The 18,971-nt window shown below is 61.9% G+C and carries 8 protein-coding genes and 3 pseudogenes; 8 read left to right on the plus strand and 3 right to left on the minus strand.

All coding sequences use genetic code 11. The features are described from left to right. The coding region (locus tag XANALMUS060_RS18945; protein WP_343122983.1) for a beta-ketoacyl synthase N-terminal-like domain-containing protein at positions 1-2,193 on the minus strand (2,193 nt) is incomplete at its 3' end. Positions 2,194-2,422: 229 nt separating this feature from the next. Next, positions 2,423-12,226: pseudogene (locus XANALMUS060_RS22235) on the minus strand (beta-ketoacyl synthase N-terminal-like domain-containing protein); the annotation flags it as partial. A gap of 50 nt (positions 12,227-12,276) precedes the next feature. Between XANALMUS060_RS22235 and XANALMUS060_RS20095 the strand changes: the two are divergent. Further along, a pseudogene (locus tag XANALMUS060_RS20095) lies at positions 12,277-12,399 on the plus strand (IS21 family transposase); the annotation flags it as partial. 76 nt (positions 12,400-12,475) lie between these two features. Here the strand turns inward: XANALMUS060_RS20095 and XANALMUS060_RS20665 are convergent. After that, a complete protein-coding gene (locus XANALMUS060_RS20665) occupies positions 12,476-12,736 on the minus strand; it encodes a hypothetical protein (protein ID WP_161795440.1) in 261 nt (86 codons plus the stop codon). Between the two features lie 11 nt (positions 12,737-12,747). On the opposite strand from XANALMUS060_RS20665, the gene XANALMUS060_RS15340 reads away from it, so the two are divergent. The 7 genes and pseudogenes from XANALMUS060_RS15340 to XANALMUS060_RS22730 form a co-directional block, all read left to right on the plus strand. Next, complete coding sequence (locus XANALMUS060_RS15340; RefSeq protein ID WP_161795441.1) at positions 12,748-12,933, plus strand: hypothetical protein; 186 nt, start codon at positions 12,748-12,750, stop codon at positions 12,931-12,933. Position 12,934: 1 nt separating this feature from the next. After that, on the plus strand, positions 12,935-13,126 hold the full coding sequence (locus XANALMUS060_RS15345; RefSeq protein ID WP_045739179.1) for a hypothetical protein: 192 nt from the start codon (positions 12,935-12,937) through the stop codon (positions 13,124-13,126). Between the two features lie 294 nt (positions 13,127-13,420). After that, positions 13,421-14,254 carry an SAM-dependent methyltransferase gene (locus XANALMUS060_RS15350; protein WP_152640533.1) on the plus strand — a complete coding sequence of 278 codons (834 nt, stop codon included), beginning with the start codon at positions 13,421-13,423 and terminating at the stop codon, positions 14,252-14,254. 886 nt (positions 14,255-15,140) lie between these two features. Further along, positions 15,141-16,628 carry an AMP-binding protein gene (locus XANALMUS060_RS17675; RefSeq protein WP_235430540.1) on the plus strand — a complete coding sequence of 496 codons (1,488 nt, stop codon included), beginning with the start codon at positions 15,141-15,143 and terminating at the stop codon, positions 16,626-16,628. 3 nt (positions 16,629-16,631) lie between these two features. Then, positions 16,632-17,624: a TauD/TfdA family dioxygenase gene (locus tag XANALMUS060_RS15355; protein ID WP_082065178.1), complete on the plus strand. Its 993-nt coding sequence runs from the start codon at positions 16,632-16,634 to the stop codon at positions 17,622-17,624. Between the two features lie 35 nt (positions 17,625-17,659). Beyond that, positions 17,660-18,478 (plus strand): annotated as a pseudogene (locus XANALMUS060_RS22725) (AMP-binding protein); the annotation flags it as partial. A gap of 104 nt (positions 18,479-18,582) precedes the next feature. Beyond that, the coding region (locus XANALMUS060_RS22730) for an AMP-binding protein (protein ID WP_255352388.1) at positions 18,583-18,971 on the plus strand (389 nt) is incomplete at its 3' end.

Consider the following 18,971-nt stretch of genomic DNA (forward strand, 5'->3'; position numbering starts at 1 on the left):
CACATGGTGATCGGCCGCCACGCGCAGGATGCATGCCTTGAACAAGGGCCCCTGCCGCAGATCGAAAATCTCCCGCGTGCTCGCGGCCAGCAGTGGTTCGACCTCCTCGGCCGACACCTCGCGTACCGGCACCTCCAGCGTCAACGAGGCAGCGATCACCTGTTGCAGCTGCCCGTCCTGCGAAAGAAAACCTCCTCGGCCGACACCTCGCGTACCGGCACCTCCAGCGTCAACGAGGCAGCGATCACCTGTTGCAGCTGCCCGTCCTGCGAAAGAAAGCGCGCGCGTGCGCAGCACTTCGTGCCGCGCCACCAGCGCGTTCAATGCGGCACGCATCGCTTCAGCACGGAAGTCGACGCCTCTGAAGTGCATGGCAAAGGTGATGTTGTAACTACTGCGTTGCTCGCTCATATGTTCTTGGACGAGCCATAGGCGCTCCTGTGCATAAGTCGCAGGAATCGCGCCCGCGCGCGCGGCAGGCAACAACGCCGGCATGCGCTTGACGACTCCGTTCACCTGCAATTGTTCGATCTGCCGCGCCATGTCCGACAACAGCGCCGATTCGAACAAAGCGCTGACCGGATACTCCACCCCGAAGCTTTCGCGGATGCGCGAGATCAGTTGGATCGCCAGCACCGAATGGCCGCCGACGGCAAAGAAATCCATCTGGGCCGTGACCGGTTTTCCCAACAACACTTGGCACAAGGCGCACAACCGGGCTTGCACCGTAGCGCCGGCCGGATCCGGCATGGCACCCACCGCAACCATTTCCCGAGTAGCTGGCGCGGTGGCGTGCAAGCTACGCTCGCCCGGCGTCGGTGTTTGCCAATAACGCCGGTGCTCGAACGGATAGGTGGGCAGGCTGATCCGCCGCGGCCGTCCGTCCGCATACAGCTTGCGCCAATAGAGTTTGTTCCAGTCGATCGGTTGGCCCTTGGTCCAGTACTCCAGCAAACGACCGTACTGGCCCTTTTCGATCCAGGCATCCATCAGCGCGAGCAGATCTTCCTCGGCCACGATCGGAGCGCCTGCCGGTTTGCCGGGCGTGTCCTGGCTCAGATAGATGTCGGCTCGAACCGCATGGCCCAGGTAAGCCTGTAATTTCTCGCCCAACTCGGCAGCCGAGCCAGCGGTAAAAGCCAGGCGTTGCTCCATCGCGACGCGGCCCAAGTGCAGCGTATAAGCAACGTCGGCCAGCATGACGTCATCCACCTGCCGCGCTTGCATCCAGACGAGCAGATCGCGAGCACGCTGTTGCAAGGCAGGCAGCGTTCGCGCCGAAAGTACGATCAAGGCTGGATAGCTGGCGCTGATCGATACCCCGGGAGCCATAGCCGGAGCCTCCTCTACCACTAGGTGCGCATTCGATCCGCCAGCACCGAAGGCAGATAACCCGGCGCGCCGCGGCTGGGCGCCACGGCGCGGCCACGGTGCCGGCTGCTGTTGTACCTGGAAGCGACCGAACTCAATATAGGGATTCAAGGGAAACGCATTCAGACTAGGCGCCAACTCGCCATGCCTGAACTGCAATACCAGCTTGGCCAGGCCGGCGATGCCCGCGGCGCTTTCGGCATGGCCGATGTTCGCCTTCAGCGAGCCGATCTGGCAGGGCGCCGTGTGCTTGTCGAACACTTTATTCAAAGCACCCAACTCCACTGCATCGCCTAGTACGGTGCCGGTGCCATGCGCCTCGATGTAGCTGATCGAATCGGGCGCCACGCCCGCGCGCTGCAAGGCCTGCCGCACGACTTCGGCCTGGGCGGCAGGGTTAGGCGAGGAGAACGCGCTGGTGTGCCCACCGGCATTGATCATGCTGCCCTTGATTACGGCATGGATCACATCGCCATCGGCCATCGCTTGCTTGAGCGGCTTGAGCAGCACCACGCCGCAGGCTTCGCCGGCCACGAAACCGTCCGCGGCTTCGCCGAACGGCCGACAGCTGGCGCCGGCGGAGAGCATCGCGGCGCCAGCCAAATTAAGATACTGCTGCGGATCGACCAGCAGATTCACGCCACCGGCCAGTGCTACCTCGCAACTGCCGCTGCGCAGGCTTTCCAGCGCCAGGTGGATCGCCGTGAGCGAAGCCGAACAGGCGGTATCCACCGCCAAGCTTGGCCCGCGAAAATCGAACTGGTACGACACGCGGTTGGCGATTTGCCAGAAGCGCGCTCCGCCGCTGTAGTAACCATTCATCACACCTACGAATACACCTACGCGGTGGCTTTCGGAAGTCGACGCCTCTGAAGTGCATGGCAAAGGTGATGTTGTAACTACTGCGTTGCTCGCTCATATGTTCTTGGACGAGCCATAGGCGCTCCTGTGCATAAGTCGCAGGAATCGCGCCCGCGCGCGCGGCAGGCAACAACGCCGGCATGCGCTTGACGACTCCGTTCACCTGCAATTGTTCGATCTGCCGCGCCATGTCCGACAACAGCGCCGATTCGAACAAAGCGCTGACCGGATACTCCACCCCGAAGCTTTCGCGGATGCGCGAGATCAGTTGGATCGCCAGCACCGAATGGCCGCCGACGGCAAAGAAATCCATCTGGGCCGTGACCGGTTTTCCCAACAACACTTGGCACAAGGCGCACAACCGGGCTTGCACCGTAGCGCCGGCCGGATCCGGCATGGCACCCACCGCAACCATTTCCCGAGTAGCTGGCGCGGTGGCGTGCAAGCTACGCTCGCCCGGCGTCGGTGTTTGCCAATAACGCCGGTGCTCGAACGGATAGGTGGGCAGGCTGATCCGCCGCGGCCGTCCGTCCGCATACAGCTTGCGCCAATAGAGTTTGTTCCAGTCGATCGGTTGGCCCTTGGTCCAGTACTCCAGCAAACGACCGTACTGGCCCTTTTCGATCCAGGCATCCATCAGCGCGAGCAGATCTTCCTCGGCCACGATCGGAGCGCCTGCCGGTTTGCCGGGCGTGTCCTGGCTCAGATAGATGTCGGCTCGAACCGCATGGCCCAGGTAAGCCTGTAATTTCTCGCCCAACTCGGCAGCCGAGCCAGCGGTAAAAGCCAGGCGTTGCTCCATCGCGACGCGGCCCAAGTGCAGCGTATAAGCAACGTCGGCCAGCATGACGTCATCCACCTGCCGCGCTTGCATCCAGACGAGCAGATCGCGAGCACGCTGTTGCAAGGCAGGCAGCGTTCGCGCCGAAAGTACGATCAAGGCTGGATAGCTGGCGCTGATCGATACCCCGGGAGCCATAGCCGGAGCCTCCTCTACCACTAGGTGCGCATTCGATCCGCCAGCACCGAAGGCAGATAACCCGGCGCGCCGCGGCTGGGCGCCACGGCGCGGCCACGGTGCCGGCTGCTGTTGTACCTGGAAGCGACCGAACTCAATATAGGGATTCAAGGGAAACGCATTCAGACTAGGCGCCAACTCGCCATGCCTGAACTGCAATACCAGCTTGGCCAGGCCGGCGATGCCCGCGGCGCTTTCGGCATGGCCGATGTTCGCCTTCAGCGAGCCGATCTGGCAGGGCGCCGTGTGCTTGTCGAACACTTTATTCAAAGCACCCAACTCCACTGCATCGCCTAGTACGGTGCCGGTGCCATGCGCCTCGATGTAGCTGATCGAATCGGGCGCCACGCCCGCGCGCTGCAAGGCCTGCCGCACGACTTCGGCCTGGGCGGCAGGGTTAGGCGAGGAGAACGCGCTGGTGTGCCCACCGGCATTGATCATGCTGCCCTTGATTACGGCATGGATCACATCGCCATCGGCCATCGCTTGCTTGAGCGGCTTGAGCAGCACCACGCCGCAGGCTTCGCCGGCCACGAAACCGTCCGCGGCTTCGCCGAACGGCCGACAGCTGGCGCCGGCGGAGAGCATCGCGGCGCCAGCCAAATTAAGATACTGCTGCGGATCGACCAGCAGATTCACGCCACCGGCCAGTGCTACCTCGCAACTGCCGCTGCGCAGGCTTTCCAGCGCCAGGTGGATCGCCGTGAGCGAAGCCGAACAGGCGGTATCCACCGCCAAGCTTGGCCCGCGAAAATCGAACTGGTACGACACGCGGTTGGCGATTTGCCAGAAGCGCGCTCCGCCGCTGTAGTAACCATTCATCACACCTACGAATACACCTACGCGGTGGCTTTTGCTGAGCGAGCCAGGCGTGTAGCCGGCATCTTCGATCCCGGCATAGGCCTGCTCTAGAAATATCCGCGCTTGCGGATCCGATTCCAGCGCGACGCTGTCGGGCCATTCAAAGAAGGCTGCATCGAAGCCGTCTATGTCCCTCAAAAACGCACCCCAGCGGCTATAACTCTTGCCCGGCGCCTGGCGTTCACTGTCGAAGTAGTGCTGGTGATCCCAGCGCTCGCCTGGTACCTCTCCCATACTGCTTTGGCCGTTACGCAGGTTGTTCCAGAACTCCTCCAACGTGTCCGCGCCTGGAAAGCGGCCGGCCAGTCCGATGATGGCAGCGGCGTCTTCGTCGGCTGTCGGCGGTTCCGCTGTTGGCTCTGCCGGTACGGCGAGCTCCGTTGCCTGCCATTGGGCAACCAGCCGGTCGATCGATAAGGTTTCCATCAGCTGTGACACGTCCAAGCTCGGATAGCTCTCACGCAAGGCGTTGGCTAATTCGATGATGACGATGGAGTCGACACCATAACTCTCCAGCGTCTTGCTCGTGTCGATCTGCGTAATGTCCAGCTTCAGCGTACGCGCCAACAGTTGTTTCAGCTGCTGCAGCATGTCTTGGTGCGGCGGAGCTGTGAGGGTAGGAAGGAGAGGTGCCTGCTCAAGAGAGCCCAGCAAGGTATCGATGGATTGCGTTTCAAACAGCTCGCTGACTTCAAAACCCGGGAATGTCTCGCGCAGTGCCACAGCCAGTTCGATCGCCACGATCGAATCGACACCGTAGTACTCCAGTGTGTGACTGGTATCGAGTGTGGCCGGATCCATTTTCAGAATGCGTCCAAGCAGTTTTTTGACCAGATCCAGCGGCGATTCCCCGGCTTCCGTCGGCTGCGACGGAACGGTTACCTTTTCATGCCGCGCAACCTCGATCGTACTGGCTTGCCGCACTATCCCATCGCTGTAGGCACAGATGATGGCCTGCCCGGCATCGGGTTGCGCCCTGTGCACGCTCACCCCCGCAAAACCCTCAGCCTCCAGCAGGCTGCGCCAGGTGACGCAAGCCAGCAACGGCGAGCCGGCAAGGCGCAAGATCCTGTCCTGGGGCAACCACCAGCTCTCCAGCAGGCCGAAAGTCAGGTGCAGGACCAGGCTGCGCTCGATCACTTCGTTGAGCAAGAGCAGACCGCCAGGTTTGAGGAGTGCCTTCGCATTGCGCAAGGTCTTGGCGATATCGCGCGTAGCATGCAGTACGTTGGCGGCAATAACCACGTCGTAGCCGCCTGATTCCAGGGCCTGCGGCGTCGGCGCGCGCTCTACGTCGAAACAGGCGGTCCTCAAATAAGGCGCTCGTGGCTGATAGTGTTTTTCCGCATGATGCAGGAAGACAGGCGACAGGTCGGTATAGAGATATTCCTCGATATGCTCACCATATGCCTGCAACTGTTGTAGCACTCTTGCAGTAGTACCACCGCTGCCGGCGCCGATCTCGCACAGCTTCAGGCGCGCCGCAGGCGTGGACTCTAGTCGTCGTCTCAAGTAGGCAATCAGTCGCGTGACTAGTTGTGCGTTGAAGTAATCGGCAAGCGGGTTGTTCTGGTAGATACCCTCGACCCACGCCATCGAAGCTTCCGGAAACAGCAATTCGGTGGCCTTGCGTTCGCCTCGAAGGACCGCCGGCAACGCCCGCATGCAGCGATCGAGCAGACGCAGCTGTGCCTCTTCACCGGCTTCGACGCTGGCCTCGTGCACATGCGCGTTCCAGGCACCCCTGGCATCATCGGGCGGCTTGTCGGCCAGCTCGAATCGGCTTTCACCCATCGCTCTGAGGTAACCATACACGCCGAGCATCCGCACGCTGTGTTCCAGCCAGCTTCGATAGGCGGGTACGATGCGCAGGCGTTGCGCAAGCGTAGCGATGTCGAAACTTGCCGGCGGAAAACCACCGAGTTGCTCGATCAACTCAAGCAGCCAGGCCGCCAGCAAAGTTTCCCGTTCACGCCGGGCATCCAGATTCACCGACAACTCGACCACGGGATCAGGCTGCCCTCTGGGAGGCTCAGCCGGTGCGTGCACAGGAATTTGCACGCTCTCGTCCTCTACTACGCCCAGGGCGCGCATTGCGTTAGCATCGTCGATCTTGACGTAGGCAAGCCGTTGCAACGGCGCGCACAACAACTGCGACAACACCTGCATCGCTTCGGCACCCTCAATCGAAGCCATGTGTTTTTGCGCCATGCGCCGGCGATAGTCCTCGCCCGCTACGACGCCCACGCTACCCCAGTAGCCCCAGTTGATGGTCTTTACCCTCAGACCCCGGCGTGCCCATAGCTCGCTGAAAGCGTCGACATAGCAGCAGCCGGCGGCGTAGTTACCTTGCCCGGCCGCCTTGGTAGTGCTCTGAATGGAAGAAAAAAACAGCACGAAATCAAGGGGGGCCACGCCGAATACCTGTGCCGCACACACGCTGACGTCGAGTTTCGCGGCCAGCACGTCACGGAAATCGGCTTCCTCCATACGAGCCAGACTGGCATCCTTCAGCACGATGTTGCTTAGGATGAGCCCATGGGGCTGGCCATGCAGCGCAACGATCTCATTATGTGCCGCCCGCAGGGCAGCCGGGTCACTCGCGTCCGCGCAGATGTAATGCGGTGCGCGGCCCAGCGACGCAAGCCGGATCTGCTTGCGCGCAATGCCTTCGTCCAGCACGCGCCGCCCGATCCAGATCAGCTGCGCGTCGTACGTGCTGATCAAGTGTTCGCTCAATACTTCACCCAAGCCGCCAGCGCCGCCGATCACGACGTAGACACCGCCTACGCGGTACGGCGGCGGTTCCAACGACGGCAGCGGCAGCACTTCACACAACTGCCGCCGATACCAACAAGTCCCACGGCCGATCAGGGCTTCACCCTGCGCATGCCAAGGCAACGACCGCAATTGCTCCCATTGCGGCCAAGCTTGTACGCTCGGCAGGTCGAGCAGACGGATTTTCCAGTTGCAGTATTCCTTGGCCAGCGTCCCGATCAGCCCGTGCACTGCCGCGTGCGACGGCTGCCGCGTAAGGGCTTGGCGAGTCAGTACGGTGAGACCCAGCGGGCGATTGGCATAGCCCAACGCAAGCAACGCCTTGACCAACCGGAAACCGGCGATCGCCGCTGAACCTTGCGCTGCAATATCGGTTTCACTCTCGGCGATCGGCACGATCCAGACCAGATGATCGAATTTGCCGGTCTGGCCCAGTCGCGTCGCGATCGCTTCGACGCTGTCCTCCAGCGACAAGGCCGGCTCGTCGAAACCGAAGTGACTACGCCATGCATCGCCTCCTACCGTAACGATGCGTTCGGCCGGATCGGGCCATGCCGGTGCCGTTTCGGTCAACGCTTGCCAGACCGGTGCCAAGACAAGCGCCCTGACGGCGGAAACGGCTTTCGGTGCACGGCCGCTGTAATTGCCGAGGCTGACGCAGACCCTACCTTCGGAATCCAGGATATCGATGTCCAGGGGCTGTCTGGCTGCATGGCCGTGACGCAGCAGCACCCAGGCCTCGGGAGGAATCGGCGCATGCACCGTCATCCGCTCCAGCGTGTATGGCATGGCGATGTGCTCGACATCACACTGCAAGCCAAGGCTGCACTGCAAGGCACCATCAAGCAGGCTAGGAGGCAGCACATGGCTGTCTTCAGCGCTTGATGGTGGCAGGCGCAGGACACCCAATGCGATCGGCTCGCCCTCGCCATTACGTCCACAGCCGATCGATTGCACGGATTTGAGCCGGTCGCCGAGCTGCAATCCGCAGGCGGCGAAGTACGCATAACAGTCTTCGCCGGACAACACGCGCTCGGCGCAAAGCTTTTGCAGCTGGGCTAAATCCAGGCGCGGTGTCGCCGTATGGACCCGGCGACGTACGTGCCCCTGGCTAAAGACCTGTCGGCGGTGAGCATCGTGCAGTTGGAAATCGAACTCATCTTGATCGCTCTTCGACAGTTCGATTTCGACCTCCAGCTCAGTCTCATCCATCATGATGGGACGCAAAAAGGCGACCTGCGCCAGTTCGATACAACCCTCATCCTGCGGCATGGCCCGCTGCGCCGCGGCGCGCATCAATTCCAGTTGCACGGCTGCCGGTAGTACCTGTCGACCATCCACGCAATGATCAACAAGAAAGCTTGCGCAACCGGACCTACGCAAGGCGTAGCGATGTAGTTTGGCATTGGCATGCAACAGCTGCAGCATCGGATGAGCGTCCGCGACGGCATGCATAGCCTGGCCGGGCAGCCAATAGCGTTCCCTAGCGAAGGGATAGACAGGCAGGCTAACGCGCTGCGGTCGCTGTATGCCGTACAGCGCCGACCAATCGACGCGCACACCCTGAGTCCAGGCTCGCAGCAAACCGGCAAGACCTTCGCGCGTCTGCAGCCCATGTTCGGGAGCCGTTGCGGCGGCATCCACGACGCCGTGATGGACCTCGGCATCCATCACGCCCGCCAGACGACCCTCAAGCCTCGCCAATGCCTGCTCGGCGTCCGTCGCGCTAAAAGCCAACCTGTGCGACAGAGCTGCGCGTCCTACCTGTAAGGTGTAGGCGACATCGATCATTTGCGCGGGTGTCGGCGATTGCTGCCTTAGCCAGGCTGACAAGGCCAGCACTTGTTGCCGCAAGACAGCTTCGCTACCAGCTGACAACACGATGCCTACCGGGCCGCCGGCGGAGCTCGTCGGGGGGGGCGTGGCAATGACATGCTCTTCCACGATCGCATGCGCATTGGCGCCGCCGAAGCCGAATGAGCTGATACCCGCGCGACGCGGCAAGAGTGTGCCGTGAATGCCGACCTGCGATGGCCATGGGCGATGCTGCGCCACCACTTCGAATGACGTGCCTCGCAAATCGATCAGCGGATTGAGCGTACTGAAATGGCGCGTGCCGGCCTGCTCGCCGTGCTTGAGCATCAGCAGCACCTTGATCAGGCCGGTCAGGCCTGCAGCGGCTTCTAGATGGCCCAGCGCGGACTTCACCGAACCGATGCCGCAGTTTGACGGGGCGGCCTGTGTCCCCAACGCAATGAAAGCTTCCTTCAGCGCCTGGATTTCGATCGGATCACCCAGGCTAGTACCAGTGCCGTGTAGTTCGACATAACCGACGCTGGCCGGCTCGACACCGGCTTCCTGATACGTCCGGATCAGCAGTTGCCGCTGCGCGTTGACGTTGGGAGCACGCAAGGAATTGGAACGGCCGCCATGGTTGACCGCCACGCCGCGGACTAGACCGTAGACCGTGTCACCATCGGCCAGCGCCTGCGCCAGTGGCTTCAATATCACCCCCGCGATCCCTTCCGAACGCACGAAGCCATCGGCTGCGGCGTCAAGCGTCTTGCAGCGGCCATCGGGCGAAAGCATCCCCGCGCTTGCGCTGGCTAACAGCACCTTGGGAGCCAGGATAAGGTTCACGCCGAGTACCAGGGCGGCACTGCTTTCGCCTTGGCGCAGCGATTGAACCGCCCGATGCAGCGCCACCAGCGAGCTGGAGCAAGCGCTGTTGATTACTTCGCTGGGGCCGGTGAAATTGAACCAGCGCGAAGCCCGGTTCGGAATCATGGTCAAATGCGAACCCGAATCGATGTAAGCGCCACATTTGGCCATCAGTTGCGGCTGGCTCGCCAGCAGCTCGCCATAGTCGGACGTATGCGCCCCCACGAACAGGCCGACCGGCCGGCCGCCCCAGGACAGCGGATCGTGACCGGCTTGCTCGATCAGCTTCCACACCATCTCCAGCACTTTGCGCTGCTGCGGGTCCATGCATTCGGCCTCGCGACGCGAGATGCCGAAAAACGCAGCATCGAAAGCATCAACGTCGTCGAGGAAACCCGCATAGCGCGGCAGCTGTTCGCCCGCGAGGCCGGGGTAGGCGCGCATCGCTGCCCATAAGTCCGGGCGCGTTGATTCGATCGGCCGGATCGCGTTGACGTCGCTCCGCAGGAACGACCACAATGCTTCGGTGTTCTCGCCCGCTCCGGGCACCTCACAGTGCATCGCCACGATGGCGATCGGTTCCTTTGGGCATGTTGTGCTTGCCACCGGCGCACGCGTCGGCGTGGGCGCCTGACGTCCGTGGGCCAGGACATATTCGGCGATTGCCCCGACCGTCTCAAGCTTGAATAGCAACGTGGGTTCGAAAGGCACGCCATAGCACTCTTCGATGGCACCGGCAAGACGCACGCATTGGAGCGAATCCAGCGCCAGTTCGCACAGCGGCCATTGGGCATGCGGCGGCGCAATACCCAACACCGGCAAAAAGACCTTCCGACACAGGTCCGCCACGTGTTGCGCCTGCCGATCGTCCGCGGCGGCCGCTGGTACGTCCCGATTCTTACCCTCATGCCATAACAACGGCAGCTGGCCACTGACATAGGCTTCCTTGACCAGGCGCCGCTTCAGCTTGCCCGGATGGGTGCCGAACACGTGCCGATGTTCGGCAAAGGCTAGCTCCGCCAGGGCGATTCCATGCTGGTCGGCTACCTGTTGCCGGATCTTGAGTGCCTGCGTGGCGCATGCTGCCGGCGTCCACGGGTGATTGACGGCGATCACCGCAGCTACGCGCTCCTCGTCTTGCCGCTCGATGCTGATCACCACCGGCATCAGCGCGCCAGGCGACGCGGTGGCGGCGATCGAGGCTTCGATATGTGCGGGGTAATGATTCTTGCCGCGTATGATCAGCACCTCCTTTACCCGTCCGGTGACATACAGACAGCCATCGGCAATGAAACCCAGGTCGCCGGTACGAAAGTAACCGCTATCGTCGGTATGACGGATGCTGCAGTCGAACTGTCGCTGATCGGCGGGCTTCGCAAACAGATAGCCACGGGCGATCGCAGGCGACTTTACCCATATTTCGCCGATCTCATCTGGTCCGCACAACGTCTCGCCTTCAGGACAGACGATACGCAACTCCACATCTTGGTCGACGGCGCCGCAATTGAGCACTGTCACACGCGCCTGGTTCGCCCCTGCCGCCACGCGCTTGCGTTTGCTCAAGGCGTCGGCATCTAGTTCCAAGACGCGCTGTTGGGCCGCCTCGTCCAAGGTACTCAGCGCACCGGTTTCAGACAAGCCGAAGTGCGGCATGAAAGTCTGCGTACGCGCACCGAGTCCGGCGAATTTCTCGAAGAAGCGCTGCATGGTCGAGGCGCGCACCGGCTCGCCGCCACACACGATATGCGTAAGCGTAGACAACGCAGACGGCGGAAGCTGCTCGACCATCACCCAGTCGCAGCAGTAGTCGAACGCGAAGTTCGGCGCGGCCATGTGCGTGGCGTCTCTAGCCGCAACCGTCTCCAGCCAGAAGTCGGGGCGTTTCATATAACTGTGCGGATGGATGAAGCTGACCGTCGCGCCACTGAACCAGGGTGCCAGCAAGCCGAAATGCAGGCCGAAGCTGTGCGCGGGAGAAAGCCAGGTCACCACGTGGCTATGCTCGTCCAAGCTCCACTGGCGGATGCCAGCCTGGATCTGATGATGCAGGTTGCGGTGGCTAAGCAGGATGCCCTTGGACTCACCCGAGGAACCAGAGGTAAACAACAGCAAGGCGGGGTCCGAAGGCGACGCCGGGCACAAGGAGGCGCTGGTCGATTCGCGCTTTAGATCGGCGAAGGTCGCTAGGAAGGTGCCCGCAGCATGCGCCATGCGCGCGAAGGCACTGCGATCGGCGGCATCGTCAAGCAGAACCGCTACATTACCATGCTCCATCAATTGTGCGTGGATCGTCTCCAGCCTGGCCTGTTCCCGCTCATTCGGCTGAGCAACATCCAGTGGAAACGGCACCGCCACCAGGTTGGCATGCAAACAGGCAAGCAGGGCTGCCGCGAACAAACCACCATGTGGCGCGGCAATGATCACGTAGGTACCCGGCATCACCAGCGGTTGCAGTCCCGCCGACAACTGCACGATCAGTCGCGCAAGCTCGGCATCGTCGCAACATTGTGGCGATGCGTGATCCGGACGCGGAAACTCGATCATTGTCCGGGAGGCGGCCGCACTGGCGAGGCGGGTTAGCAGCGTTTGCTGTAACGGCGACATTGGCGATCTCTGCATGAGGTAAGCCATAGAGCGACAGCACGCCTGCGGGAAGGGCGGCCATGCGCGTCTCATACCCGCTTTATTGCGAATCGCCGCGCGAACGGTAAAGCTAACAATACGCCTGCAAGCTGGACGGCTACAAGAGTTATCTGTATGAGCGCATTGGGCAAGCGCGCCCTCGATGGATCCCGGCCAGCGTGCTACTACGCGAGATCCAGGCGCGCGGCTACATGGGCGGCATCAGCTAACTCAAGGCTTGGCTGGCACCACTGAAGAAGAGTGTCCTGGTCTAATTCTCGTGGACACCTCGATAGGGGATGATCATCCCCAACGAGGAGGTAGCACGCCATTACATCGCTTCGCCGCAGAACCTTCGATGCCGCCTTCTGCAGGTCGTGCACATGATCGGCAACCAACATCTGAGCGTTGGCCAGGTGTGCCGCGATCGATCTGGACTTGGTCGATAGCGCCGTGCGCCGCTGGCTGGCCCAGTACGATGCCGAGCAGGCCGGCCAAGCCGGCATTGGCAAGGCGCTGACGCCCGATCAGCAACGCATCGGCGAGCGGGAGCGGGAGTGTCAACGCCTGTGGACTTGGTCGATAGCGCCGTGCGCCGCTGGCTGGCCCAGTACGATGCCGAGCAGGCCGGCCAAGCCGGCATTGGCAAGGCGCTGACGCCCGATCAGCAACGCATCGGCGAGCGGGAGCGGGAGTGTCAACGCCTGCGCGAGAACGTCTGGCTCCTAAAAAAGCATCGGCCTTCTTCGCCCGGGAACTGAAGTGATCCAACAGGTGATCGATCCGTGGGAGAAGAAGGCCGACACCGCCCGCCTGTACCGGTTGCTGGGCGTGAGTCGCTCGGGCGTCTATGCCGCCGCGAGCGCCGCGCGCGTGCTCGCTTACAACACCCACCGGCTGCACTCGACCCTCGGCTACCGATCACCGGCCGACTACGAGAAAGCCACTACCTGAAATTACCTATCGCGGTGTCCACTAAAACTTGGCCAACCAGGACAGACAGCCCGATGGAAGACCCCGGGTGGGTCAGATTTACTTCGGCGATTCAAAGGAAAGTGGGTCAAATTTAAATCGGCGTTGACAGCTGATGTGGTTTATCTCATCTTTCGCTTGTGTTGATCAGACCATCCGTAAGGCGATGGACATGGTGTCGCTACAGTAAAGCCGTCGAGCATCACCCTTTGGTTATTGTTTTCGCTTCGCAGCCACCATCAAGGCACGGTGCCGCGAATCGAGTCATGCATATGTATGATGCATCGGCGCAAGCCGACCACGAACCGGAGCGTATGCATGAGAGATATCGAAAGAACCGCCTTATGGGTGGCAGGCATGCGGGCGCTGGAAAGCGAGCGGGAGCAGGCGCTGTTCCATGACCCTTTCGCACGGCGTCTGGCCGGCGATGAATTCGTTGAAGAACTCAGACGCAACAACCAGAACGTACCAATGCCTCCGGCGATCGAGGTACGGACGCGTTGGCTCGACGACAAGATCATGCAGGCGGTCAGTGAAGGCATTGGCCAGGTGGTGATCCTGGCCGCCGGTATGGATGCACGCGCTTATCGCCTCCCCTGGCCGTCCGATACCCGGGTCTACGAGGTCGATCACATGGATGTCCTGTCCGACAAGCACGAAAAACTCCATGACGCCCAGCCCGTTTGCCAGCGCATTGCGCTACCGATCGATTTGCGCGAAGACTGGCCCCAGGCACTTAAGGAGAGTGGATTCGTCGGCAGAGCCGCCACCTTGTGGCTGGTCGAGGGCTTGCTGTGCTACTTGAGCGCCGAGGCAGTGATGCTGCTGTTCGCGCGCATCGATGCATTAAGTGCCAAGGGCAGCAGCGTATTGTTCGATGTTATCGGCCTCTCTATGCTCAACTCGCCCAATGCCCGAGTGCTGCACGCGATGGCTCGCCAGTTTGGCACTGACGAACCGGAAAGCCTGATCCAACCACTGGGCTGGGAGCCAGAGGTGTTGACCATCGCCGCCGCTGGCCAGCAAATGGGGCGTTGGCCGTTTCCGGTCGCACCGCGCGGCACCCACGGCGTGCCGCAAAGTTATCTGGTCCACGCGCTGAAACGCTGAAGCTTGCGAACATTCTCTCACGCTGGCCTACCGGCCAGACCGGTGCACACAGCCGAGCTCGATGCGTCGATCGCCCTACCCGAGAACGCTTATGGATAGCCCACTGACAAATCTTCCGATGCACTCTGGCACCGAACTAGATTTGCGTTGGTCGGTAGGTCAGACGCGGCCAGGGCGCAACGATGCCTATGCTCGTCAATGGACCACGCTGCTGCATCAATGGCGGCGCGATTATCCTGGCTTGCGTATCGATGTCAGCGACACACCGATCGGCCAGCACATAACCATTGACTATGCCGCACCTTACCCCTGTGGCAGCTTCGGTAGCCTGCTACGGGAATATGCACGGTTAGGCAAGCTGGCCGGCCTGATTTGCGATTACCTCAAGCATCGGCACCAAATCGTGCTGTCTGAATCGCCCCCCGGCGCCAACACCCTGGCACTGGATTTGGGCCGTATCGAGGAACCCAAGCAACTGGACCGGTTGCAAGGCGCCCTGGGCATGGCACTGGAAGCCTTGGCCACGCGACGCAGCGATGGCCTGCTGCTATGGCATGCGGACCACCGCCAAAGGAACCTGCCGGACTTGCGCGATAGTGCCGTATGCGGCAGCGCGACGCAGATCCCTTTGCCTGCGCTGTCCTGCGTCGAAGACCTGATCGAGGTGGATACCAGTCTGCTGGCCTGCGACCACGACAAACTATGTCAAATTGCCAGTCATTTGCCCGCGAGCTGGTTCGCACGCTCGACCGATGGGCCGATGCCGTCCTGGTCCGGCGCAAGCACGGCGGTGTTCGCCTGTGCGCCTATCGGCTTCCTCCCGTCGGTCCAGGTCAACGTGTGCGCGCAGATTTTTTCCGCAGCGCATCTGGCTTCGACGGCGCAAATGATCGATCCGTTGCGCCAGCAGGCCTTCAGCTATCGCCAGTTGCGCTCTCGCGCGGCGGCCTATGCCCGGGACTTGAGTCTGCTCGGCCTGCAAAGCGGTGATGCGGTGGCGCTGATTGCTATCGACAGCCTAGCTGGCGTTGCGCTGATGCTGGCCTGCCTGGCCGGTGGCCTGGTCTTTGCGCCGATAAACGAGCTTGTGTCGCTCGCCCACTTTGAGACCACGCTCAAGACCATCAAGCCTCGCCTCGTGCTGATCGATGCGGAACTGCCGCCTTCCCATCATGCCGCGTTGCGCCACCTGCCGACCTTAGAGCTGACGAGCCTGATGCCGGTGATCGAAAACGACGCGCTGGTGGTTGCGCCCTGCGCCGCCGATGCACCCGCGGTGATGATATGCACGTCCGGCTCCACTGGTACGCCCAAGGCGGTAACGCACTCGCATTCCGATTTTATGCACTGCCATCTCAACTACCAGCAGGCCGTGCTCGGGCTGCGCAGCGATGACGTGATGTATACACCTTCGCGGTTGTTTTTCGCCTACGGCCTGAACAACCTGATGCTGTCGCTGCTCGCTGGCGTCAGCCATGTGATTGCCGCGCCGCTTAGCGTCAGGCAGATCGCGCAAAGCATCCACACCTACCAAGTCACTGTATTGCTCGCCGTGCCCGCGGTGTTCAAGCTGTTGCTTGCCGAGGCCGCGCCGGATGCGGTGTGGCCGGCGCTTCGCCTGTGCATATCCGCCGGCGAAAGCTTGCCGGCGAGGCTTGGTCATGAGATCAGCACGCGTTGGCAAGTCGAAGTGCTCGATGGCATCGGCTGCACCGAGGTACTGTCCACCTTCATCTCCAATCGGCCAGGCCACGCGCTCATGGGTTGCACCGGCACGCCGGTACCAGGCTTTGTTGTGAAGCTGGTGAACACGCAGGGAGAGATCTGCCGCATAGGCGAAGTCGGCAGCCTGTGGGTGAGGGGCAATACGCTGACGAGGGGCTATGTTGGCGACCCCATACTCAGTGCCCAACTGTTCGTCGACGGCTGGTTCGATACACGCGACCTGTTCTTTGCCGACGCCAAGGGGCGCTTCCATAACTTGGGCAGAATGGGCTCCGCCATCAAGATCAACGGTTGTTGGCTTTCGCCTGAGATGCTGGAGAGCGTCATCCAGACGCACGCCTGCGTGAAGGAGTGCGCGATCTGCCTGGTCGAAGACGAGTTCGGCTTGCCCCGCCCCGCCGCCTTCGTGGTGCCTGTCGATGCCAGCATCGATACAGGGGCGCTATGGGCCGCCTTACGCGCCTTGTGCAAGAACGCGCTAGGCAAGCATCACTATCCCCATCTATTCGTCGAAGTGGACACGATCCCACGTACCTGCAGCGGCAAGGTGATCCGGCCTGCGCTGTTGGAGACACTGGCTAGCGCCAAGCACCTGCAATCCGACCTGCCGGTGTCGATTTCTTCGTCGGCCATGCTCGAACCTAGGTGACCCATGCAGACAAACGCTGATCTTCCCCTGACCATCAAAGCCGACTCGGCCGAGGCCACGCTGGCTGATTGGATTGCCACGCACCGCGCGACATGGCCTACCCTGCTATGGCAACACAGGGCGTTACTGTTCCGTGGCTTTGCGCACCCTGGTGGCTTGGAGCAGATCTCACGCTGCTTCTTCGATGAGCGACTGGCCTATACCTATCGTTCCACACCGCGCACCGACGTCGGCCAGCATGTCTACACGGCCACCGAATATCCCAGGCAGCTGTCCATAGCGCAACATTGTGAGAACGCCTACCAGCGCGTCTGGCCGATGAAACTACTGTTCCATTGCGTGCAGCCGGCCAGCGAGGGCGGCTGCACGCCGTTGGCTGACATGCTCAAGGTCACAGCCGCTATCGATCCGCAAGTGCGCGAAATCTTTGCGCGCAAACAGGTGCGCTACGTCAGGAACTACCGTGCGGGGGTCGACCTGCCATGGGAGGACGTGTTTAACACCCGCAACAAGCAGGAAGTAGAAGCTTATTGCGCCCGCAACGACATGCAATGCGAATGGACCGGCGACGGCCTGCGCACCAGCCAGACCTGCCAGGCCTTTGCGTGCCATCCGGCGACCGGCGATGAAGTCTGGTTCAACCAAGCACACCTGTTTCATTACACTGCGCTGGAGGCAGGTGCGCAGAAGATGCTGCTGTCGTTCTTCGGCGAGCAGGGACTGCCACGCAACGCCTATTTCGGCGATGGCACGCCGATCGACCCCGCCATGCTCGACCATGTGCGCACAGTTTTCGCCCAGCACAAGATCCATTTTGACTGGCATCGGGACGACGTGCTGCTGATCGACAATATGCTGGTTTCGCACGGACGCGAGCCCTACGAGGGCAGCCGCAAGATCCTCGTGTGCATGGCCGAACCTTATTCGCCCGAACAATCGTCCCCTGACATCGCTGCGCGCAGCGATGGCGAGGCCATGCTCAAGCTGCACGTTTAACCCTGACGACCCGGTGCCCCATGAAACTATCAAGCATGTCGCTACTGGATGCCGAAGACATCGCGCTGACCGCGGCCAGCCCGGATGCCGCGCTCGCCTTGGATTGGTCACGCAGTGTGCTGGATCTGTTCGATGCGCAAGTGGCACTGCACGCCGAAGAACTGGCTTGTGCCGATCAACACCGACAGTTGAACTATGCCCAACTGGACCAACACGCCAACCGCCTGGCGCATTGCCTGATCGAACGCGGCCTGCGCCCGCGGGAGCGCGTCGCCCTGTGGTTCGACCGCTCGCCCGATTTCCTCATTGCCCTGCTCGGCGTGCTCAAGGCCGGTGGCTGCTACGTGCCGTTGGACCCGCATTACCCCACCGCCTACATTCAGCAGATCCTCGACGACGCGCAGCCACGGCTGTTGCTCTGCGGCAAGAACATCGACGGGCAACTGATCCAGGTACCGCTGCTGCGCCTGGACGATGCCGCCATCGCTCGTCAACCGCATACGCCACTGCCGCATGCCCTGCATCCGGCGCAGATGGCCTACGTGATGTACACCTCCGGTTCCACCGGTCGTCCCAAAGGGGTGATGGTGCCCCATCGGCAAATCCTCAACTGGCTGCATGCGCTGTGGGCGCGTGCGCCGTTCGAGGCCGGGGAGCGGGTGGCGCAAAAGACCTCGATCGCCTTTGCCATCTCGGTCAAGGAACTGCTCGCCGGCCTGCTTGCTGGCGTACCGCAGGTGTTCATCGACGAGGATACCGTGCGTGACATCCCCGCTTTCGTGCGCGCGCTGGAAACCTGGCGGATCACACGCTTGTATACCTTTCCTTCCCAGCTCAACGCGCTGCTCGACCACGTTGCTCAGGCGCCGCAGCGGCTGGCGCGACTGCGCCAGCTCTTCGTCTCCATCGAACCCTGCCCGACGGAACTGCTGCAACGGCTCAGGACGCTGCTGCCTGCCTGCGCAGCGGCTGGCGCGACTGCGCCAGCTCTTCGTCTCCATCGAACCCTGCCCGACGGAACTGCTGCAACGGCTCAGGACGCTGCTGCCTGCCTGCACGCACGGCCTGGTACATCTACGGTTGTACCGAAATCAACGACATGACCTATTGCGATCCGGCCGAGCAGCACAGCGGCAGCGGCTTCGTCCCGGTCGGACGGCCCATCGCCAATACCAAGGTCCATGTGCTCGACGAACAACTGCGACCGTTGCCGCCTGGCATCATGGGCGAAGTGCACATCGAAAGCCTCGGCATTGCGCACGGCTATTGGCGCCAGGGCGGCCTGACCGCCGCGCGCTTCATCGCCAATCCCTACGGCCCCCCCGGCTCGCGTCTGTACAGGACCGG

It is taken from the genome of Xanthomonas sp. MUS 060, assembly GCF_000963215.1.
GTDB lineage: Bacteria > Pseudomonadota > Gammaproteobacteria > Xanthomonadales > Xanthomonadaceae > Xanthomonas_A.

Excerpts from the sequence above, each read along its gene's own strand:
- XANALMUS060_RS17675 (WP_235430540.1), top strand. The coding sequence starts at position 15,141 with ATGATCGATCCGTTGCGCCAGCAGGCCTTCAGCTATCGCCAGTTGCGC.
- XANALMUS060_RS15350 (WP_152640533.1), top strand. The coding sequence starts at position 13,421 with ATGATGCATCGGCGCAAGCCGACCACGAACCGGAGCGTATGCATGAGA.
- XANALMUS060_RS15355 (WP_082065178.1), top strand. The coding sequence starts at position 16,632 with ATGCAGACAAACGCTGATCTTCCCCTGACCATCAAAGCCGACTCGGCC.